18 protein-coding genes are annotated in these 21,311 nt (G+C 61.7%); 11 read left to right on the forward strand and 7 right to left on the reverse strand.

The window, feature by feature from the left end:
* Nucleotides 1-147 precede the first annotated feature (147 nt).
* The 4 genes from OU997_RS08795 to OU997_RS08810 all read left to right on the forward strand — a co-directional run bounded on the left by OU997_RS08795 (nucleotide 148) and on the right by OU997_RS08810 (nucleotide 6,072).
* Nucleotides 148-3,030 carry an EAL domain-containing protein gene (locus OU997_RS08795; protein ID WP_108486744.1) on the forward strand — a complete coding sequence of 961 codons (2,883 nt, stop codon included), beginning with the start codon at nucleotides 148-150 and terminating at the stop codon, nucleotides 3,028-3,030.
* 74 nt (nucleotides 3,031-3,104) lie between these two features.
* Entirely contained in the window at nucleotides 3,105-4,361 is a 1,257-nt protein-coding gene (locus OU997_RS08800; protein ID WP_267809686.1) for an MFS transporter, read from the forward strand.
* Between the two features lie 90 nt (nucleotides 4,362-4,451).
* Nucleotides 4,452-5,201, forward strand: coding sequence for a substrate-binding periplasmic protein (locus OU997_RS08805; RefSeq protein WP_108486746.1), 750 nt, complete (start codon nucleotides 4,452-4,454; stop codon nucleotides 5,199-5,201).
* A 196-nt stretch (nucleotides 5,202-5,397) separates the two neighbouring features.
* On the forward strand, nucleotides 5,398-6,072 hold the full coding sequence (locus OU997_RS08810) for a hypothetical protein (protein WP_267809687.1): 675 nt from the start codon (nucleotides 5,398-5,400) through the stop codon (nucleotides 6,070-6,072).
* Nucleotides 6,073-6,080: 8 nt separating this feature from the next.
* Here OU997_RS08810 and zwf read toward each other — a convergent pair whose 3' ends face one another.
* Nucleotides 6,081-7,568: a glucose-6-phosphate dehydrogenase gene (gene zwf, locus OU997_RS08815; protein WP_177479885.1), complete on the reverse strand. Its 1,488-nt coding sequence runs from the start codon at nucleotides 7,566-7,568 to the stop codon at nucleotides 6,081-6,083.
* A 112-nt stretch (nucleotides 7,569-7,680) separates the two neighbouring features.
* On the opposite strand from zwf, the gene hexR reads away from it, so the two are divergent.
* The gene (gene hexR / locus OU997_RS08820; RefSeq protein WP_108486749.1) at nucleotides 7,681-8,547 is read left to right on the forward strand and encodes a transcriptional regulator HexR; all 867 of its coding nucleotides are present in this window, start codon (nucleotides 7,681-7,683) and stop codon (nucleotides 8,545-8,547) included.
* Between the two features lie 88 nt (nucleotides 8,548-8,635).
* Nucleotides 8,636-8,860, forward strand: a complete 225-nt coding sequence (locus OU997_RS08825) for a PA3496 family putative envelope integrity protein (RefSeq protein ID WP_108486750.1) — start codon at nucleotides 8,636-8,638, stop codon at nucleotides 8,858-8,860.
* Here the strand turns inward: OU997_RS08825 and OU997_RS08830 are convergent.
* The gene (locus OU997_RS08830; protein WP_324288942.1) at nucleotides 8,802-9,764 is read right to left on the reverse strand and encodes a LysR family transcriptional regulator; all 963 of its coding nucleotides are present in this window, start codon (nucleotides 9,762-9,764) and stop codon (nucleotides 8,802-8,804) included. The two genes, OU997_RS08825 and OU997_RS08830, sit on opposite strands and share 59 nt — an antisense overlap.
* Nucleotides 9,765-9,953: 189 nt before the next feature.
* Between OU997_RS08830 and OU997_RS08835 the strand changes: the two genes are divergently transcribed.
* The 4 genes from OU997_RS08835 to OU997_RS08850 all read left to right on the forward strand — a co-directional run bounded on the left by OU997_RS08835 (nucleotide 9,954) and on the right by OU997_RS08850 (nucleotide 14,888).
* Complete coding sequence (locus OU997_RS08835) at nucleotides 9,954-11,372, forward strand: acetyl-CoA carboxylase biotin carboxylase subunit (protein ID WP_108486751.1); 1,419 nt, start codon at nucleotides 9,954-9,956, stop codon at nucleotides 11,370-11,372.
* A gap of 16 nt (nucleotides 11,373-11,388) precedes the next feature.
* The gene (gene oadA, locus OU997_RS08840) at nucleotides 11,389-13,197 is read left to right on the forward strand and encodes a sodium-extruding oxaloacetate decarboxylase subunit alpha (protein WP_108486752.1); all 1,809 of its coding nucleotides are present in this window, start codon (nucleotides 11,389-11,391) and stop codon (nucleotides 13,195-13,197) included.
* 445 nt (nucleotides 13,198-13,642) lie between these two features.
* Nucleotides 13,643-14,584, forward strand: a complete 942-nt coding sequence (locus OU997_RS08845) for a sodium-dependent bicarbonate transport family permease (protein WP_108538013.1) — start codon at nucleotides 13,643-13,645, stop codon at nucleotides 14,582-14,584.
* 1 nt (nucleotide 14,585) lies between these two features.
* A complete protein-coding gene (locus tag OU997_RS08850) occupies nucleotides 14,586-14,888 on the forward strand; it encodes a P-II family nitrogen regulator (protein WP_108487181.1) in 303 nt (100 codons plus the stop codon).
* Here the strand turns inward: OU997_RS08850 and OU997_RS08855 are convergent.
* A complete protein-coding gene (locus OU997_RS08855; protein ID WP_108487180.1) occupies nucleotides 14,885-15,280 on the reverse strand; it encodes a hypothetical protein in 396 nt (131 codons plus the stop codon). The two genes, OU997_RS08850 and OU997_RS08855, sit on opposite strands and share 4 nt — an antisense overlap.
* Before the next feature lie 216 nt (nucleotides 15,281-15,496).
* Between OU997_RS08855 and glsB the strand changes: the two genes are divergently transcribed.
* A complete protein-coding gene (glsB, locus tag OU997_RS08860) occupies nucleotides 15,497-16,405 on the forward strand; it encodes a glutaminase B (RefSeq protein WP_108487179.1) in 909 nt (302 codons plus the stop codon).
* A 263-nt stretch (nucleotides 16,406-16,668) separates the two neighbouring features.
* Here the strand turns inward: glsB and OU997_RS08865 are convergent, their stop codons facing one another.
* From OU997_RS08865 to OU997_RS08880, 4 genes are all read right to left on the reverse strand, one after another.
* Complete coding sequence (locus tag OU997_RS08865) at nucleotides 16,669-18,024, reverse strand: 8-oxoguanine deaminase (RefSeq protein ID WP_108487178.1); 1,356 nt, start codon at nucleotides 18,022-18,024, stop codon at nucleotides 16,669-16,671.
* Nucleotides 18,025-18,193: 169 nt separating this feature from the next.
* Entirely contained in the window at nucleotides 18,194-18,649 is a 456-nt protein-coding gene (locus OU997_RS08870; RefSeq protein ID WP_177479887.1) for a GNAT family N-acetyltransferase, read from the reverse strand.
* 58 nt (nucleotides 18,650-18,707) lie between these two features.
* Nucleotides 18,708-19,694 carry an asparaginase gene (locus tag OU997_RS08875; RefSeq protein WP_267809688.1) on the reverse strand — a complete coding sequence of 329 codons (987 nt, stop codon included), beginning with the start codon at nucleotides 19,692-19,694 and terminating at the stop codon, nucleotides 18,708-18,710.
* 79 nt (nucleotides 19,695-19,773) lie between these two features.
* Nucleotides 19,774-21,216 (reverse strand): alanine/glycine:cation symporter family protein, encoded by a 1,443-nt coding sequence (locus OU997_RS08880; RefSeq protein WP_267809689.1) that lies wholly within the window; start codon nucleotides 21,214-21,216, stop codon nucleotides 19,774-19,776.
* Nucleotides 21,217-21,311: the final 95 nt, after the last annotated feature.

Here is a 21,311-nt window from a genome sequence, read left to right on the forward strand (position 1 = left end):
TCATCCAAGTCAACCAGATGGCCGCGCCGCTGACTGACCGAAAGTTTGGTAATTGATGTGTGAATTGCTGCACATCCGGCTTGGGCGAAGCGTCTAGCTCGCGTATGCTGCGCCGACGTCCAGGCAACCACTATAAGAAAATCGCCTATGACCGCATCGACTTCATTTGCCCAGGCAAATGGCCTCAAGCCGACTTCCGGGCGGGAAGTGGCTCAGCTGTTTGCCACCGATATTGCCGCCGAGCGCACCCGTATGCTGTATCAGGGGTCGCGGGTGCCGACCCTGTTCATGCTGCTCAGTGGCGTGGTCTGTGCGTACCTGTTGTGGGGCGCGTTGCCAGCAGTGTTACTGGTCAGTTGGGTCATCTGGCTGGTGATCCTCGCCGTGCTGCGCCTGGTGCAGGTGCGCGCCTTTGAGCAGGCGCGGCCCAGCCGTCAGGCAGAAGTGCATTGGCAGCGGCTGTTCTTGCTAGGTGCCGGTGTTTCCGGACTGACCCTGGCGTTCGCCGCCATCGCCCTGGTGCCGGCGAATGTGTTTTATCTGCAAGCGCTGGTTTACGGCCTGATCGGTGCTGCCATTCTCTCGGCCAGTGTGGCCTATGCCATCAGTTTCACGGCATTTCTGTCGTTTGCCTTACCCTGCCTGTTGCCGTCGGTGGGTTACCTGTTGCTCAGTGACAATGCGTTGCAGCAAGGCTGGGGGTTGCTTGGCAGTATTCTGCTGTTGGCCTTGCTGGTGGTGGGCTGGCAGGTCAATCGCCTGGTGCAGCGCAGCCTGCTGCAGCGCTTTCAGAATCAAGCGCTGATCAGCAACCTGGAGCAGGCCAAGCATCAGGCTGAAGGACTTAACAGCGAATTGGCCCACGAAGTGGAGCAGCGCCGGCGGGCTGAGCGCGAATTGCGCCAGGCCCATGGCGAGCTGGAAATGCGCGTCGCCGAGCGCACCCTGGAACTGGATGAAACCACCTATGCGCTGAGCAAGAGCCGTGCGCGCCTGACCCTGGCCATTGATGCCAGTGAGCTGGGACTGTGGGACTGGGACCTGCAGAGTGACGAGGTGCATCACTCGCGGCTCAAGGAAATTTTCGGCCTGGAGCCGCATGAGGTGCAGGTGATGCTGCGTGACCTCAAGCCACGTCTGCACCCGGATGATATCGGGGTGTTGCGACGGGCGTTGGTTGAGCACATGAAAGGCCGCACAGAGGATTACCAGGTCGAATACCGCATTCAACATGCCCAAGGCCATTGGGTGTGGATCGAGGATCGCGGCCGGGCGGTCGAGCGTGATGCCGAGGGCCGCGTGCTGCGGATGCTCGGTACGCGCCGCGACATCAGTGCGCGCAAGGTGCAGGAACAACAGCAGCAACTGGCGGCGACCGTGTTCGAAGCAGCCAGCGAAGGTATCGTGATTCTCGATCCGGATTACCGTCTGCTGTCGGTCAATCAGGCCTTCAGTGATGTCACCGGCTATCGCCAGGACGAAGTGGTCGGCAAAAGCGTGATCAGCCTGATCAGCAGCGGCGACAGCCGCCGGCAGTATCAGATGATTCGTCTGGAGCTGGAAAACAGTGGCACCTGGCGCGGCGAGCTGATCGAAACGCGCAAGAACGGCGAGCTCTATCCGCAGTGGCTACAGCTGAATGTGGTGCGCGATTCGCGGGGTAATGTCAGTCATATCGTGGGCTTCTTCGCCGATTTGTCGTCGCGCCGGGAAGCCGAGGAACGCCTGCGTTACCTCTCGCACTACGACGAACTGACGGGGCTGGCCAACCGCAGTCTATTCAAAGAACGTCTGCACGAAGCCAGCCAGCGCTCGCGTCAAAGTGGTCGCAGCATTGCTCTGTTGCACGTCGATTTGGACCGTTTCAAGCTGCTCAATGACAGCCTTGGCCATGAGGTCGCCGACCAGCTGCTGCGTCAGGTCAGTCGTCGTCTGACTCAGGCGATACCTGAAGCCGATACCCTGGCGCGCTTGTCCGGCGATGAATTTGCCATCCTCATCGACTCCTACGGCAGCCTCTCCAGCCTGGCACGGTTGGCCAGCCGCCTGTTGAGCAAGCTGCGCGTGCCGATGACCGTTGGTGGGCACGAACTGGTGGTCAGCGCGTCTTTGGGCATCAGCCTGCTGCCGGATAATGCGCGGGAGATTTCCGCCCTGGTCAGTCAGGCCAATATGGCCATGCAACATGCCAAGCACTTGGGCGGCAATACCTTCCAGTTCTTCACTGATAACCTGCAGGCCTGCACCCTGGAGCGCCTGCAACTGGAAAACCAGCTACGTAAAGGTATCCACGAAGGCCAGCTGGAGGTGTTCTATCAACCCAAGCTGTGCCTGGCCTCCGACAGCCTCAATGCGGCCGAGGCGCTGGTGCGCTGGCGTCACCCGGAACTGGGGTTGGTGCCACCGAGCGACTTTATTGGCCTGGCCGAAGAAACCGGGCTGATTGGTGCTATCGGTGAATTCGTGCTGCGCCAGGCTTGCCAACAGGTGAGTGCCTGGCAGTTACAGGGGTTGGCGCGGATTCGCGTGTCGGTGAATCTCTCGGTGCATCAGTTACGTCAGGGCAACCTGCTCAGTCTGGTCCGTCAGGTGCTTGAGGAGACCGGCCTGGCGCCACACTATTTGGAGCTGGAGCTGACCGAGAGCCAGTTGCTGGACAATGTTGAGAGCGTCATCAGCACTTTCCGGCAGCTGCGTGAGCTGGGGGTCAAGCTGGCGATCGATGACTTCGGGACCGGTTATTCCTCGCTCAGCTACCTCAAGCGCTTCCCGGTGGATTACGTGAAGATCGACCAGACCTTTATTCGCGACCTCACCGCAGGCAGTGAAGATGCCGCGATCACTCGAGCCATTATTGCCATGGCTCACAGCCTGGAGCTCAAGGTCGTCGCCGAGGGCGTGGAGACTCAGGCGCAGATGGATTTCCTCAAGAGCCAGCGCTGCGACGAGATCCAGGGTTACCTGATCAGTAGACCGGTGCCGGCCGAGCAATTCGCCCAGCTGTTGCGCGAGCAGGCCAGCAAGTTCTGACTGCCAAGCCGGCGGCTTGTCTGCCGCCGGCTTGGCCGCTACTGTCGCGCTTTTGCTGATTTGCAGGATGCTCCATGCCGCCCACTTCTTGCGTTCCCGCCGCGCGTCCGGCCAATGCCACCCTGATTCTGCTGGCTTCGCTGTATTGCGCGCAGGGGTTGCCTTCGGGATTGGTGGCCCATTCGTTGCCGGTGTTGCTGCGCCAACACGGCGTTGATCTGGCGTTGATTGGTCTGCTCAAGTTATTGGCCTTGCCTTGGCTGCTCAAGGTGCTTTGGGCGCCCTGGGTCGATCGGCTGGCTTCGTCGCGGCTGGGGCATCATCGTGGCTGGATTTTGCCCTTGCAGCTGGGTGTTATTGCGTTGATTGCGAGCCTGGCGCTGATCAATCCTGCGCGGTTATTCGACAGCTATTTCCTTGTGCTGATCAGCCTGTTGCTGCTGGTCAACCTGGCGGCCGCGACCCAGGATGTTGCCACCGATGGCCTGGCCGTGCGCCTGTTGCCGGAGCGTTGGCGCGGCCTGGGTAACAGTTTGCAGGTGGGTGGCTACAAGGTCGGCATGTTGGTCAGCGGCAGTGGTCTGCTGCTGGCTATGGATGTCCTGGGCTGGCACCTGAGTCTGGCGCTGGTGGCAGGCCTGCTGATGCTGATGACGCTGCCGATCTGGCGCTTTAACGAAAAGCGCGAGTTGCCGTTTCAACTGGCACAGGCGGAACCGGCCGGGCCGGGCCTGTTACTGCGGCATTACCGTGGTTTGCTGCAGCAGCCCGGCATGTTGTTCTGGCTGGCGGTGCTGCTGAGTTTCAAGCTGGGTGATGCGCTGGGTTCGCCGATGATCAAGCCGATGTTGGTGGACCAGGGCTGGAGCAACGCCGAGCTGGGCCAGCTGACGTTGATCAGCAGCCTGGCCGGTATCGCGGGAGCATTTCTCGGCGGTTTGCTGTATGCCCGCATTGGCGCGCTGAGGGCGTTGCTGCTGTTCGGCCTGTTGCAGGCGCTCGGTATCGCTGCAATGGCGTTGCTGGTGAGCGCTGCCGGCAATGTCGGCCTGGTCTATCTGCTGGCGTTGTTCGAACAGACTGCCGATGGCATGTCCACGGTGGCGCTGTTTGCCGTGATGATGCGCCAGTGTCGCCCCGAGCATGAAGGCGCCGACTTTACCCTGCAGGCCAGCGTGCAGCTGCTGCTGGCCGGTGTGGTCGGCGCGACCAGCGGGCTGTTGGCCACGTGGCTGGGGTATCAGGTGCTGTTTGTCGGTGCCGGTACTTTGGGTGTGCTGGCGTTGGCAGTGGTGCTGCTGTACTTCCGCGCGTATCGCCATGAGCGCTAGCGCTTTCACCACTGGGCGGTGCGGGTGGTCCTCGGTGCTGCTACGACCTAGAGTGATGCGCACCTTTTGGCCTCGTTTGAGGTGTCTGCCATGACCGCTTCACGGCTGCTATGCCTGCTGTTGATGATGCTTGTGTCGGCTCATGTGACGGCTTCCGAGGCCTTTATGGTTTTTGGTGCACATGACGGGTTTCCCAAGTATTACGAGGAAAACGGTGAGGCCAAAGGCATCGTGGTGGATATCAGCCGCCAGTGTCTGGATGAAATACAGGTGCCTTACCGCATCCGCCTGATGCCCTGGATGCGCGCCTACACCATGGCCCAGCGTGGTGAGGGTGGGGTGATTGGCCTGTCGATGAATGACGAGCGCCTGGCCCTGTTCGATTTTTCCGAGCCGATCTTTACCGAGCGCATTGTCTTGGTGGTGAAGCAGGGCCGTGAGTTTCCCTTTCAGCAGGTGGGCGATCTGCGTGGCAAGCTGATTGGTGCGAGCATCGGCGCCAGTTATGGCAATGTCTTTGATGCGGCGGTGGCGGATGGCACGTTGACCATTATCGGGTTCAATGAAACGCGCAATGGTCTGGCCATGTTGATGCGCGAGCGCATTGATGCGATTTTGCTGGGCTCCAGCATTGACCTCAAACGCCTGGTGCGAAACAACCCGGATCTGCAAGGCGCGATGTTCGTTACCTTGCCGGAGCCGTTCAAGACGGACAGCAAGTACCTGGGCATCTCCGCTGGCCTGAAAATGGGCTGGTTTCTGCAGAAATTCAATCAATGCCTGGAGCGCGGATACCGCTCGGGAGCGTTTGATTCGATTATTTATCAGTACAGCAACTGACTTTTGATAGGGGCGCAACGCGCGAGGGGTGGCACTGCGCGGGTGGCGTTTCTTCCATTCCCAATCCCTTGGCTAGGCTGACGCTGTGATGTGGTGGGGCGGGTCGGCAGGGGCGACTAACCCAATCAAAGATGGCTGCCTTTGTCCTGATGGCGCGCAATCCTGACAGCCTGGACGGATTGAGTGGAGGTTGCGTATGCCCAAACCCGCGAGCCTGAGTGTCGGCCTGCGCCTGTTGTTGGCGTCCCAGGCCATGGCCCCGTTGAGTGTCAAGCTGGGCCTGGTGCAGCAGCTGGGGGCAGAGAAGGCGGCATTGTTGGCGCCGCACATGCCGCCCGGGCAGTTGCGCGAGCTGATCATGGCCATGCCCATCGAGTTTGCCGCAGCGGTGACGGTGCACCTCGATCCACGGTTGATTCTCGACACCTACCTGAGCCTGCCGGATAGCCTGCACTTGGAGGTGGCTCGACAGCTCTGCGCCGATGGCGCCTTTGCCACGGCGGCGCGTTATGCCGAGTGCCTGTCGGCCAAGCAGATCAAGGTGCTGATCTACGGCATCAACGATGTTGACCATGTGCTGCAGATTGCCCGACATATCGTCGACATGCCGCTGATCAGCGAGAGCCTGCGCAGTTTCTCCACCGGCTATCTGTGCAAACTCACTGAAGCGGCGGTGGCCGATCGCAACCTGCCGGTGGCCGCCCAGGTGCTGGGTGGTTTGTCACTGGTGCGGCAGGCCGATGTGTGCGCCGGCTTGCAGCCGAGTACGTTGCGGCAACTGCTGCCGCTGCTGCTGCTGATCAGCGGTGAAGGGCTGCGTAAACAGTTACCGGAGGCTGTGCTGGAGCTTTTTGAGCAGCAACTGGCCTAGCCGCTGGGCTACTCCATCCACTGCCGTTCGTGGCGCTCCAGCAGGTTACCGGCCTGCTCCGGGCCATCGCTGCCGGCCGGGTAGGGGCGTGGGCTCTGGTAGTGCTGGTGCCAGCCCTTGATGATCGGGTCGACCCAGTTCCAGGCGGCTTCCACCTCATCGCGGCGCATAAACAGCGTCGAATCGCCCTCAATCACATCCAACAACAGGCGTTCGTAGGCATCCCAGCGGCGCTGTTTGTGGAAGGCGTCGGCCAGGTTGAGGTCGAGTTCCACCGGTTGCAGGTGCATACCCTTGCCGGGGCTCTTGCCCATCAGTTGCAGGCTGATGCGCTCTTCCGGTTGCAGGCGGATGAGCAGGCGGTTGGCTTCGCCACCGCCGAACAGCTGGTGTGGCACCGGCTTGAACTGGATAAGGATTTCCGAGGTCTTGCGTGCCAGGCGTTTGCCGGTGCGCAGGTAGAACGGCACGCCCGCCCAGCGCCAGTTGTCGATCTCGGCCTGCACGGCGACAAAGGTTTCCGTATCGCTGTCGTTGTCCACGTTCTTTTCGAAGTAGTAGGCCGGCACTTCCTGACCGCCGATCTTGCCGGCGGCGTACTGGCCGCGCACGGTCTTGTCTTGCACATCGAGGCCGCTGATGGGTTTCAGGGCTTCGAGAATCTTCACCTTTTCGTTGCGCACCGCCTCGGCATCGAAGCGCACCGGCGCTTCCATCGCCACCAGGCAGAGCAGCTGCAACAGGTGGTTCTGGATCATGTCGCGCATGGCCCCGGCTTTTTCGTAGTAGGCGCCACGGTTTTCCACACCGAGGGTTTCGCACACGCTGATTTGCACGTGGTCGATGTGTCCGGCACGCCATACGGGCTCGAACAGGGCGTTGGCAAAGCGCAGCGCCATGAGGTTCTGCACCGTCTCTTTGCCCAGGTAATGGTCGATGCGAAACACCCGCGACTCGTCGAACACCGCGCCGATGGCGGCGTTGATCGCTTGCGCTGACTCTAGCGAGTGGCCGATGGGTTTTTCCAGCACGATGCGCGTTTTGGGCCCGGCCAGACGGGCGATCTTCAGGTGCGAGGCGATGTCTTCGAACAGATCCGGCGCGGTGGCCAGGTAATAGATGCGCACGCGCTCGTGGTCTTCGCCCAGGCGCTTGCTCAGGCGGCCAAAGTCAGCGCTTTGGCTGGCATCCATGGCGAAGTAGTCAAGGCGTGCGGCAAAGCGGGCCCAGGTGTCGTTGTCGAAGTCGTTGCGCGCTACTTGAGCGCGGCAATGGCGTTCGGCCAGGGCTTGGAAGGCGCTACGCGCCAGGCTGCTGCGGGCCAGGCCGAGGATGCGCGTATCGTCATGCAGACGACCGGCGCGATGCAGGTGGTAGAGCGCTGGCAGCAGTTTATGCAGGGCCAGGTCGCCGGTGCCGCCAAACACCAGCATGTCGCAGGGAATGCTCAAGGTGGGAACTCCGACTCGGTTTAGCCGTGCGGGGGCGGCGGCCATGTAGTATAACTACAAGGTCACTACAACCCATCGTGCGCCGATCATAACCGAGTCATGCCAGTGAATGCGGCGTGCTTGATGGATTCGTTAGCCAAATGTCGAGCCTAAACCTGTGAACCTGTTGCAGCACATTGCCCAGTCGCGCCCCCTGTTACGCAAGTCCGAGCTGAAGGTGGCGGATCATGTTCTGCTCGACCCGGCCTCGGTCATGCACAGTTCCATGGCCGAGCTGGCCCACAGTGTCGGCATCAGTGAGCCGACCATCGTGCGCTTCTGCCGGGCGATTGGCTGCACCGGCTTTCAGGACCTTAAGCTCAAACTGGCACAGAGCCTGGCTGCCGGCGCCAGTTTTGGCCAGTTCGCGATTCATGAAGACGATTCGGTGGCGGACTTCAGCCTGAAGATCTTCGACACCACCCTGCACACCCTGATCGAGGTGCGCGAGAAGCTCGACACCCAGGCCCTGCAGCAGGCCATTGCGGCGATCGCCAATGCGCAACGGGTGGAATTCTATGGCTTCGGTGCGTCCGGCGCGGTGGCAGCGGATGCTCAGCACAAGTTTTTCCGCCTGCTGCTGACTGCAGCGGCCTATTCCGACCCGCACATGCAGGCGATGAGTGCAGTGACCTTGAAGCCCACTGACGTGGCCATCTGCATTTCCCAGTCCGGACGCTCCAAGGACCTGCTGATCACTGCCAATCTGGTCCGCGAGGCGGGCGCGACGCTGATCACCCTGTGTCCGAGCCAGACCCCGCTGGCCGACCTGGCCACCGTCAACCTGGCCATCGATGTGCAGGAAGACACCGAAATCTACACCCCGTTGACTTCGCGCATTGCGCATCTGGTGGTGATCGACGTGCTGGCCATGGGCGTGGCCATGGCCCGCGGGCCAGGCCTGGTCAACCACCTGAAGAGCGTCAAGCGCAGTTTGCGCAGCCTGCGCTTGTCGCCCAAGGCGCACAAGAACAGCGACGACTGATTTCATCATCGCGTTATCGCTTGGCCATCAAAGCGTCATCTAGGCAGCCGATGCTGGTACTCCCTTATTCAGCTTGGGAGTTGCCCCTATGTCTGGCTATCTGGATCAACCGCAATCTCGTGAAAGCAGCGACGCCAAAGCCCGGCGCAAGCTGTTGGATCAGCGCCGTATGGAGTACCGCCGCGCCATTGAGAGCTATGCCGAGCAGCGCCAGTTGCAACAGCAGCTGGCGGATTATCCGGAGCTGATTGCGGTCAACTACCTGGCGGGCAAGCAGGCATTGGCGCGGCAAAGCGTTCAGCCAGGGCGTTGATCAGGCTGCGTTGATCGCGCACAAAGGCGAAAAACGCCTGGGCCACCGGTGACAGGTATTTGCTGCGCGGGTGTACCAGGCACCAGCTGCGCAGCAGCGGCAGCTCGGCCACCGGCAGTTCGCGCAAGGCGCCGCATTCCAGCTCGCGGCGCACGGCGTGGCGTGGCAGCAAAGCCAGGCCGAGGCCGGCGATGACACCTTCGCACTGGCCTTCCATGGAGCCGACTTCCAGGGTTTGCGCAAAGTGCGCGCGCTTCTGGTGGCAATACTCCTCACAGGCCTGGCGTGTGCCAGAGCCGGCTTCGCGGATCAGCAGCGGAAATGCGGTGAGGTCCTGCAGGCTCAGCGGACCCTGCATGCACAGCGGGTGATCGGGCGGTGCCACGGCGATGATCGGGTTATTCAGGAAGGGCAGAAACTCCAGATTCATGTCCGTCGGCACGCGTGACATGATCAGCAGGTCATCGCGGTTGGCGTTCAGACGCTTGAGCGCCTGGCTGTGATTGGTGACCACCAGCTGTAAGTTGACTTCTGGGTATTGCTGACGAAAAGCGGCGAACAGGTGGGGAGCGAAGTACTTGGCGCTGGATTCGATGGCCAGGCTCAGTTGCCCCTGCAGCGAGCCTTGCAGGTCAGCGAGCTGCATATCAAGGCTTTCCAAGCGGCCGAAAATATCCGCACTGGCGCGCAGCAGGGCTTCGGCCGCTTCGGTCAGGTAGAGCTTTTTACCGACATAGTCGAACAGCGGCTGGCCGATCAGCTCCTCCAGCTGGCGAATCTGCAGGCTGACCGCCGGCTGGGTCAGGGCCATTTCCTCTGCCGCGCGGCTGTATGAGAGGTGGCTGCACACCGAGCGGAATACCTGAATCTGACGAAATGTCATACGCAACAGAGACTTACGCACGATTATTACCTGTTTTGCGGAGTCGGGCAGTTCCAACTATAAGCTTTAGCTAATGCCTAACCCAATAATTATTGATTTTGGTTAATCACCAAGCCGGCGTAGCGTGAGCGCCTGACCGCTTCTACAGCTGTGGTCACACGTCGACCGGTTTTGTCGGTTGCCTGCTCACGTGATCGAGGATGCTGGCTCGTGATCAAGAAAATCCTGATAGCCAACCGCGGTGAGATTGCCGTGCGCATCGTGCGGGCCTGTGCCGAAATGGGCATTCGCTCGGTGGCGGTATATTCCGATGCCGATCGCCATGCGTTGCACGTCAAACGCGCTGACGAAGCCCACAGCATCGGTGAAGAGCCGTTGGCCGGTTATCTGAACCCGCGCAAGCTGGTCAATCTGGCGGTGGAAACCGGTTGTGATGCGTTGCACCCCGGTTATGGCTTCCTCTCCGAGAACGCCGAACTGGCGGAAATCTGCGCCGAGCGCGGGATCAAGTTCATCGGCCCTTCGGCGGAAGTGATCCGGCGCATGGGCGATAAGACCGAAGCGCGGCGCAGCATGATCGCCGCCGGTGTGCCCTGCACTCCCGGCACCGAAGGCAACGTGGCGGATATCGCCGAGGCACTGCGCGAAGGTGACCGCATCGGCTACCCGGTGATGCTCAAGGCCACCAACGGCGGTGGCGGTCGCGGTATCCGCCGCTGCAACAGCCGCGATGAACTGGAGCAGGCCTACCCACGGGTGATCTCCGAGGCGACCAAGGCCTTCGGTCGCGCCGAAGTGTTTCTGGAAAAATGCATCGTCAATCCCAAGCACATTGAGGCGCAGGTTCTCGCCGACAGCTTCGGCAACACCGTGCACCTGTTCGAGCGCGACTGCTCGATCCAGCGGCGTAACCAGAAACTGATCGAAATCGCCCCCAGCCCGCAGCTGACGCCTGAGCAGCGTGCCTACATCGGCGACCTGTCGGTGCGCGCGGCCAAGGCCGTCGGTTATGAGAACGCCGGTACCGTGGAGTTTCTGCTGGCCGAGGATGGCGAGCTGTACTTTATGGAGATGAACACCCGGGTGCAGGTGGAACACACCATCACCGAGGAAATCACCGGCATCGATATCGTCCGCGAGCAGATTCGCATCGCCGCCGGCCTGGAGCTGTCGGTCAAGCAGGAAGACATCATCCACCGTGGTTATGCCCTGCAGTTCCGCATCAATGCCGAGGACCCGAAGAACAACTTCCTGCCCTCGTTCGGCAAGATCACCCGCTACTACGCCCCCGGTGGCCCCGGCGTGCGCACCGACACGGCGATCTACACCGGCTACACCATTCCGCCTTACTACGACTCCATGTGCCTGAAGCTGGTGGTCTGGGCGCTGACCTGGGAAGAGGCGCTGGCGCGCGGCCTGCGCGCCCTGGATGACATGCGTGTGCAGGGGGTGAAAACCACCGCCGCCTATTACCAGGAAATCCTGCGTAACCCGGAATTTCGCAGCGGCCAGTTCAACACCAGTTTCGTCGAGTCTCACCCGGAGTTGACCGAATACTCGATCAAGCGCAACCCGTCGCACCTGGCCATCGCCATCGCCACCGCCATTGCTGCCCACGCCGGCCTGTAGGGGAAGGAATCAGACCATGAACAAGAAGATCACCATCACCGATACCATCCTGCGCGATGCCCACCAGTCGATCATCGCCACGCGCATGCGCCTGGATGACATGCTGCCGATCTGCGCCAAGCTTGACCAGGTTGGTTACTGGTCGCTGGAAGTCTGGGGCGGCGCGACCTTCGATGCCTGTGTGCGCTTCCTCAAGGAAGACCCCTGGGAGCGTCTGCGCAAGCTCAAAGCCGGCCTGCCCAACACCCGCCTGCAGATGCTGTTGCGCGGGCAGAACCTGCTTGGTTATCGCCATTACAGCGATGACGTGGTGCGCGCCTTTGTGGCCAAAGCCGCCGTCAATGGCATCGACGTGTTCCGCATCTTTGATGCGATGAACGACGTGCGTAACCTGCGTGTGTCCATCGAAGCGGTGAAGGCTGCCGGCAAACATGCCCAGGGCACCATTGCCTACACCACCAGCCCGGTGCACACCGTCGAGGCGTTCGTGAAGCAGGCCAAGGCCATGCAGGCCATGGGCATCGACTCCATCGCGATCAAGGACATGGCTGGCCTGCTGACGCCATATGCCACCGCTGATTTAGTGCGGGCATTGAAAGCGGAAGTCGACCTGCCGGTGTTTATCCACAGCCATGACACCGCTGGCATGGGCTCGATGTGCCAGCTCAAGGCGATTGAAGCCGGTGCTGACCATATCGACACCGCCATCTCCAGCTTTGCCTGGGGCACCAGCCATCCGGGCACCGAGTCGATGGTCGCCGCACTCAAGGGCAGCCCCTACGACACCGGGCTGGATCTGGCGTTGATTCAGGAGATCGGCCTGTACTTCCATGCGGTGCGCAAGAAGTACCACCAGTTCGAGAGCGAATTCACCGCCGTGGACACCCGCGTGCAGGTCAACCAGGTGCCGGGCGGGATGATGTCCAACCTGGCCAACCAGCTCAAAGAGCAGGGCGCGCTGAATCGCATCAACGAAGTGTTTGCGGAGATTCCGCGGGTGCGTGAAGACCTCGGCTTCCCGCCGCTGGTCACGCCGACTTCGCAGATTGTCGGCACCCAGGCGGTGTTCAACGTCCTCGCCGGCGAGCGTTACAAGACCATCACCAACGAGGTGAAACTCTACCTGCAGGGCCGCTACGGCCTGGCGCCGGGCAAGGTCAATGAGCAACTGCGCAAGCAGGCGATTGGCAGCGAAGAAGTCATCGAAGTACGCCCGGCCGACCTGATCAAGCCGGAGATGGCCAAACTGCGCGAGGAAATCGGCAGCCTGGCCAAGTCCGAAGAAGATGTGCTGACCTACGCCATGTTCCCGGATATCGGGCGCAAGTTCCTCGAGGAACGCGCTGCCGGCACCCTGACGCCGGAAGTGCTGCTGCCGATTCCGGAAGCCGGCGGTGTGGCCCCAGCCGGTGGTGAAGGTGTACCGACCGAATTCGTGGTGGATGTACACGGCGAAAGCTACCGCGTCGACATCACCGGTGTCGGCGTGAAGAGTGACGGCAAGCGCCACTTCTACCTGTCGATTGACGGCATGCCGGAAGAAGTGGTGTTCGAGCCGCTCAATGACTTCGTTGCCGGCAGCGGTGGCAAACGCAAACAGGCCAGTGCGCCGGGCGATGTCAGCACCAGCATGCCGGGTAATATCGTCGATGTGCTGGTCAAGGTCGGTGACACGGTCAAGGCTGGTCAGGCGGTGCTGATCAGCGAAGCCATGAAGATGGAAACCGAAGTGCAGGCGCCAATTGCCGGCACCGTGACGGCGGTACATGTGACCAAGGGCGACCGGGTCAACCCGGGAGACGTACTGGTGGAGATCGAAGGTTAACCTCGGAAGCCCCGGCTGTTTGAACAGGCATTTGAATGGTTTTTTTGGGGCTTCTTTTTACACCACCGACGCTGCGTTTAGCGGCGCCGGCATGGGTTTTTAGGCCAAGTGCCTGGGCAAGTCTCGCGAGCTAGAGTCATGCAAGGCGAAAGCAGGCGAGGACGCGGCGTGTACGAGTTGTACATGAGCATCCGAGCCTGCTTTCAACGCAGCAGGGCCGACGCGCAGCAGACGTTGCCTGGGTGCTTAGTGCCTGAGTCCCCTAAGAGCCGTACGGCTCCTTTTTTCGGTTATGCCCCGCTGTGCAGGGTTCTGCTGTTCTCGGCAGGAAACTGGGCAAAACTGCGGGTATCAGCACAACGCGTGGTGGGGGCATGACCTTTTATTCGAGCAGATGTGACGCGGCAAGCGTCTTAATGGCAGTTCAATACAGGAGCAATGCGCGGTGAGTCTGGATCCGGTGGTGCTGTTCTTTGTTTTCGGCCTGTTGGCGGGTCTGCTGAGAAGTGAGTTGAAACTGCCGCCAGCGTTGTATGAAACCCTCTCGATCATTCTGCTGCTGGCCATTGGTCTGCACGGTGGTGTGGAGTTGGCCGAGCAGGCCAGTTGGCAGTTGCTCGGGCAGGCGGCCTGGGTGCTAGGCCTGGGTGTGGCGCTGCCGCTGCTGGCCTTTGCTGTGCTGCGTGGCCTGGGCTTCGACCGGGTCAACGCCGCGGCAGTGGCGGCGCACTATGGTTCGGTCAGCGCCGGTACGTTCGCCGTGGTAGTGGCCTATATGCTGGCCAAGGGCATCGAATTCGAAAGCTACATGCCACTGTTTGTCGCCATTCTGGAAATCCCGGCGATTCTGGTCGGCATCCTGCTGGCCAAGGGCATTGCCCGTGACACCGACTGGGGCGAGTTGGGTCGGGAGATCTTTCTCGGCAAAAGCATCATGCTGCTGCTCGGTGGCCTGATCATCGGTGCGATTGCCGGCAAGGAGGCGATCAAGCCGCTGGAGCCGTTCTACACCAGCATGTTCAAGCCGGTGCTGGCGCTGTTTCTGCTGGAGATGGGGCTGATTGCCTCCGGTCAACTCGGCTCGCTGAGGCAGTTTGGCCTGCGCCTGCTTGGCTTTGCCCTGCTGATGCCACTGCTGGGGGCGCTGATCGGCGCATTGCTCGGCCGCTTTATGGGCCTCAGCCTCGGCGGTACGGCGGTGCTGGCTACGCTGGCGGCGTCGGCGTCTTATATCGCCGTACCGGCGGCCTTGCGTCTGGCCTTGCCCGAAGCCAACCCGTCGCTGTCGCTGACGGCGTCGCTGGGCATCACCTTTCCCTTCAATATCATCGTCGGCATCCCGTTGTACCTGATGCTGGCCGAACAGCTGATGGCCTGGGGGCTCTGAAATGGACGCGCATATCCGCACCCTGCTTACCGTGATCTGCGAAGCCGCGCTGGAGAAAAAGCTGGTGGCTGACCTGGAACAGCTCGGCGCGCCGGGTTGGACCATCTCCGATGCCCGTGGCCGGGGTGGCCGAGGCGTGCGCAGCGCCGGCTGGGACACCGAAGGCAATATCCGCGTGGAAATCATCTGCACCCGCGATGTCGCCGGGCGTATCGCCGGCCATCTGCAGGCGCGCTACTACGCCAACTACGCCATGGTCTGCTACCTGGCCCAAGTGGAAGTGCTGCGCCCGGAAAAGTTTTAGCGGCGCAGGCGATGGGCGGTGCGCAGTTCCAGCAGGTCTTGATAGGTGCAGGTCTGCGGTGCTTCGCCGGTCAGATCAAAGCAGCGTTGGCCGAAACCCATTGGCCAGTAAGCGATGCCGACTGGTGGCCAAAAGATCGAGGCCACTCGGAAGCGGCTCTTCAATTTGCCAGAGCGAATGGTATTGGCCTGATTGTCTTCGATACGGTAGGGAATACCTGCGCTGGCGCCCCAGGAGAAGGGACGGCTGCGGACAAGCCCCTGGTTGTTCTTCGCCGGTCGTTCGTTGATCACCAGGGTGCTGTTTTCCGGCAGTTTGAACCAGGCGCCGGTGGAGCAGCCTGCACAGGCTAGGGCGATAAGTAACAGGGTGCTGAAGCGGAGTGCGGACATGCGTGTCGATCCTTATGGTCATCCGTGAACATTCACGAGCAGGCGTCAATCTGGCCATTGGCCAGCGGCGCGGGCGCGCAATATACCCAGTTTTGATCGGGTTTGCCTGTGCCGGGGTGTTCCTGAAAAGTATTCCGGCCCCGGCTGTGATCAGCGTCTTGCCGCCAGCGTCTAGCCACAGAGCCCGGGCGTCTGGGCGCCGCTAAGGGCCTGAGCATGCAAGCGCTGTTGAATGAAATTATTGATCAAGTCCGCCCGCTGATCGGGCAAGGGAAAGTGGCCGATTACATCCCGGCGCTGGCCGATGTGCCGGCCAACCAGCTGGGCATCGCGGTGTACAGCAACGACGGCGAGCTTTACTGCGCCGGTGATGCGCACACGCCGTTCTCGGTGCAGAGCATTTCCAAGGTGTTCAGCCTGGTGCAGGCGATTCAGCATTCCGGCGAGTCCATCTGGCAGCGTCTGGGCCATGAGCCGTCCGGCCAACCCTTCAACTCGCTGGTGCAGCTGGAGTTCGAGCGTGGCAAGCCGCGCAATCCATTTATCAATGCCGGCGCCCTGGTGATCTGCGACATCAATCAGTCGCGCTTTGCCGCGCCGGTGCTGTCGATGCGCGACTTCGTGCGCCGTTTGGCCGGCAATCCCGAGGTGGTGGTGGACCGGCACGTGGCTGAGTCGGAATACCAGTACCGTGCGCGCAACGCGGCGGCCGCCTACCTGATGCAGTCCTTCGGCAATTTTCACAATGATGTGGAAGCGGTGCTGCGCAGCTATTTCAGCTACTGCGCGCTGCGCATGAGCTGCGTCGACCTGGCGCGGGCCTTCTGTTTTCTGGCCAACGATGGCTTCTGCAAGCACAGCGGTCAACAGATCCTCAGTGCGCGGCAGAGCAAGCAGGTCAACGCAATCATGGCCACCAGCGGCCTGTATGACGAGGCAGGCAACTTCGCCTACCGCGTCGGCCTGCCGGGCAAGAGTGGTGTTGGCGGCGGTATTGTCGCCGTGGTGCCGGGGCGTTTCAGCGTGTGCGTGTGGTCACCGGAGCTGAACGCCGCCGGCAACTCCCTGGCCGGGATCAAGGCCCTGGAGCTGCTGAGTGAGCGGATCGGCTGGTCGGTGTTCTAGCGCGTCACGATCTGTTGCGCGTTGGTGATACTGCGTTAAAAACAGCCTCGGAAGCCGCTTGCGGCTAACGCGCTTCAGCACGACCCGAAGGGCGAGTGAAGCGAGTCATGCTCATTTACAGTCGTAAACTCGCGTGCGAGCCCAGTCCGCTTCCTCGGCTGCTTTGACCAGCCGGAGGCTGTTACTACGTAGCGCCTTGTCTCACTCTAGCTCGCGAGATCGTAAACCCGCCCTGGGTGTCGTGGATTAGCCGACTACGCGTTTTACCCGGCAATCAGCTCCTTCGCCGCCTGGCGGTGATCGGCGATCAGCTTGGCCACATCCAGGCCTTCGATCTGGCCGTCAATCACCCGCCACTGGCCGCCGATCATCATCCGGTCGGCCTTGTCGGCGCCGCACAGCAGCAGCGCGGAAATCGGGTCGTGGCTGCCGGAGAAGCGCAGCTCATCCAGTTTGAAGAAGGCTAGGTCGGCCTGCTTGCCCACGGCCAGCTCGCCAATATCGCTGCGCCCCAGCAGCTTGGCCGAACCCTTGCTGGCCCAGCCCAGTACCAATTCCGGGGTGATTTTTTCGGCGCCGTAGCGCAGGCGCTGGATATACAAAGCCTGACGCGCTTCGAGGATCATGTTCGAGGCATCGTTGGACGCCGAACCATCCACGCCGAGGCCGATCGGTGCGCCGGCCGCTTCCAGTTCAAGGGTCGGGCAGATGCCCGAGGCCAGGCGCATATTCGAGCTTGGGCAGTGGCAGATACCGGTGCCGGCCTGGCCCAGGCGCGCAATTTCGTCCGGGTTGAAGTGGATGCCATGCGCCAGCCAGGTGCGTGAGCTGAGCCAGCCGACGCTGTCCAGATAGTCCACGGTGCGCAGGCCGAAGCGCTGCAGGCAGAAGTCCTCTTCATCGAGGGTTTCCGCCAGGTGGGTGTGCAGGCGTACGTCCAGCTCCTCGGCCAGTTCGGCGCTCTGGCGCATGATTTCCTGGGTTACCGAGAACGGTGAGCAGGGTGCCAGGGCGATCTGGATCTGCGCGCCGTCGCCGCGCTGGTGGTAGTCCTGGATCAAGCGCTGGCTGTCGGCCAGGATCACTTCGCCCTGTTGCACGGTCTGCTGCGGCGGCAGGCCGCCATCGGCCTCGCCCAGGCTCATCGAACCACGGGTGAGCATGGCGCGCATGCCCAGTTCGCGCACGGCTTCGACCTGTACATCGATGGCGTTTTCCAGGCCGCCGGGGAACAGGTAATGGTGATCCGCCGCGGTGCTGCAACCGGACAGCAGCAGTTCGGCCAGGGCTACTTTACTGGCCAGGGCGAGCTTCTCGGGCGTCAGGCGGGCCCATACCGGGTACAGGGTTTTCAGCCAGGGAAACAATGGCTGGTTGACCACCGGACCCCAGGCGCGGGTGAGGGTTTGATAGAAGTGGTGGTGGGTGTTGATCAGGCCCGGCAGCACCACATGCTCGCGGGCATCGAAGGTGCGAGTGCAGGGTTGGCTCGGCTGCTGGCCGACGTTGAGCAGTTCGCTGATCACACCGTCTTCAATCACCAAGCCGCCGGCAGCGTCGAGGTTGTTGGCAGTGAAGATGGCGAGGGGGTTTTTGATCCAGATACGTGTAGCAGCCATTGAGTTGGCTCCTCTGAAGTGGGGTTCAGGTTAGCCAGCTCAGTGTTTACCCTGTCTGCTGATCCAGGTGCGCGGCCGGCGCAGGTGGCCGGGCGTGGCGCAAAAGATAGCGCCGTAATCTGCCTGCGGCAAGAGCGCATGGCAGAATTTCTGACCACGAGGTCAGTGCTTAGAATAGCTTGCGGTACTGCACAAACCCCGAGCGCTCGGCGATGCGCTCATACAGCAGCATGGCCTTGGCGTTGCTCTCATGGGTCAGCCAGTGCACCCGTGAACAGCCGTGCTGTTTGGCCTGCTGGTAGACGTATTCGATTAGCTGGCGCCCGGCACCGTTGCTGCGCACGTCCTTGCCGATAAACAGGTCCTGCAGGTAGCAGTAGTCGCCGGTGGTCCAAGTCGATCGATGGTAGATCCAGTGCACCAAACCGATCGGCTGGCCTTCGTGCCAGGCCAGCGCGGCGTGCATCGGTTCGGCCGGATCGAGAAAGCGCTGCCAGGTGGTGTCGCTGGTCGCTGTGGCGATCTCGGTCATATAGAACCGTTGATAGCCCTGCCACAGCGGCAGCCAGACCGCATGATCGGCGGCAGTCACAGGGCGGATCTCGACGGGGATGCGAACGGGCATGGCGACACTCTCCTTGGCTGGGTAAAACCCTTACAGCCTAGCCGTAAGGGCCCAAGCTTCAATCGGCGCGTTCACCACAGACATCCAGGGCGAACCAGTGTTCGACTTCGGCCTGGCTCAGGCCCACACCGAGCAGGGCGAACAGCTTGCCCAGCGCCGCTTCGCGGGTCATGCCGCCGGCGGAAATCAGCCCGGCGCTGGCCAGTTGACTGCCGGCGGCATACACGCCGAATTCGACATGGCCGTGCGGGCACTGGCTGATAGCCGCCAGCACTACGCCACGTGCATGGGCGGCCTTGAGCACATCGAGCAGTTCAGCGTTGTCTGACGGGCCTGTGCCGCTGCCATAGCACTCCAGCAGCAGGCCTTGCACGCCGCTGTCCAGCAGGGCGCGCACGTGGTTTGCCTGGATACCGGGGTAAAACGGCAGTACGGCCAGATTGACCGGTTGTCGCGTCTGGCGGTAATCGATAGTCGCCGGGATGCTCTCGGCGCGGGCGCTCTGGCGCTGACGCGGCAGCACGTGAAAGGCGTCGAAGGCATCGCTGCGCAGTTTGCTGACCCGTGCGCCGTGCAGCAGCGCACCGTTGAAATACAGGTGCACACCGTGCGCGACGCCGGCCTGCAGCGCGCGCATGGCGCCGAACAGGTTGCCCCAGGCATCGCTGCCCTCGGCACCGGCCGGCAGCATCGAACCGCTGAGAATCACTGGTACGGGCAAACCCAGCAGCAGAAAGCTCAGGGCGGCAGCGCTGTAGGCCAGGGTGTCGGTGCCGTGCAGCAGCAGTACGCCATCGCAGCCGTCCTGCTCGATGCCGGCGCGAATCGCCGCGACCATCGCCAGCCAGTTGTGCTGGTTCATATTGGCGCTGTCGATTGGCGGCAGCAGCTCGCGGAAGGTCCATTGCGGCAGCGGCTGAGACTCCAGCGCTTGCTGGCGGCGCAGGCGCTCATCGAAACCGGACGCTGGGGCCAGGCCCGTGGCGCTCATTTGCATACCGATGGTGCCACCGGTGTAGAGCACCAGAAGATTGCTACAACCCATCAGGGGTCTCCGTACTTTCATTGTTCTTATAAGAAAACAGGGGGCCAAGCCCCCTGTTTATCACAGCTATTACAGCGACTTAGCGCTGATGCACGCTGTTGCCGATTTCCGCATGGTTGGCCGGGGCGTTTTGCGCCGCGTTTGGCCAGGCGGCTGGGTCGAGGTCCAGATCAGCGAAGTTTTTCGCATCGAATACTGGGGACTCTACACCGGCTTTGCGCTGGTCGTCATAGTCGCGCATCAGGCGCAGGCCAGTCTTGAACAGCAGGAACATGGCGGTCAGGTTGACCAATGCCAGCAGACCCATGGTTACGTCGGCGAAGCCGAATACGGTCGACAGGTCCTGCATCGAGCCCCACAGCACCAGCGCAATCACCATCACGCGGTACAGCTGCAGCAACCAGCGCTTCTTGCTGAAGAAGCTCAGGGCGTTCTCACCCAGGTAGTAGTTGTACACCAGGGTGGTGAAGACGAAGAGCAGCAGCGCCATGCTGACGAACACGCGGCCCCATTCGCCAACTTCGGCTGCCAGAGCGGTTTGGGTCAGAACGACGCCCGCCATTTCGCTACCCGGCTGATACACGCCCGACAGCAGGATGATCAGCGCGGTGCTGGTGCATACCAGAATGGTGTCGATAAACACGCTGAGCGACTGCACGATACCCTGAGCGGCCGGGTGCTTGACCTCGGCGACGGCGGCTACGTTTGGCGCACTGCCCAGGCCCGCTTCGTTGGAGAACAGGCCGCGTTTCACGCCCATGAGGATGGCCGCACCGATACCGCCGGCGAAAGCTGGCTCCAGGCCGAAGGCGCTACGCACGATCAGGGCCAGGGTTTCTGGTACTTCGGTGATGTTCATGCCCAGTACCACCAGCGCCATGCCGATGTAGGAGAACGCCATGATCGGTACCAGCACGTCAGCCATGCTGGCGATGCGCTTGATGCCGCCGAAGATGATCAAGCCGATGACCGCGACCAGTACCAGACCGCTGACATAGGTCGGCAGGCCGAAGGTGTCATGCAGCGAAGTGGCGACGGTGTAGGACTGTACGGCGTTAAAGCCGAAGCCGAAGGTCACCAGCAGCAGGATTGAGAACACCACCGCCATCCAGCGCTGACCCAGGCCGTGCAGGATGTAGAAAGCCGGGCCACCACGGTAGGTGCCATCAGCCTCGCGGCGCTTGTACAGCTGCGCCAGGGAGCATTCGAAGTAGCTAGTGGCCATACCGAGCAGCGCCACCAGCCACATCCAGAATACGGCGCCAGGGCCGCCGAGCATGATCGCCACGGCGACGCCGGCGATGTTGCCGGCCCCTACGCGGCCAGCGACCGACAGCATCAGTGCTTGAAACGAGCTGAGCTGGCCTGGCTGGCGCTCAAAGGCTTCGGCGAAGATGCGGAACATGTCGCCGAAGTAACGGAATTGGACGAAACGCGAGCGAATCGAGAAGTACAGACCGAGCCCGACCAGGGCGACGATGAGGACCTTGCTCCAGAGCAGGTCGTTGAGCAGATCGAGCATGATGAGGTTGCCTCTCTTGTTGTTTTAGATAGGTTGACACCGCGCCACCGTGCGGCCCCGGCATGGTTGTGCAAGGGCCTTTGCCGTGCAATTTC

Source organism: Pseudomonas sp. SL4(2022) (genome assembly GCF_026625725.1).
Classification (GTDB): Bacteria; Pseudomonadota; Gammaproteobacteria; order Pseudomonadales; family Pseudomonadaceae; genus Aquipseudomonas.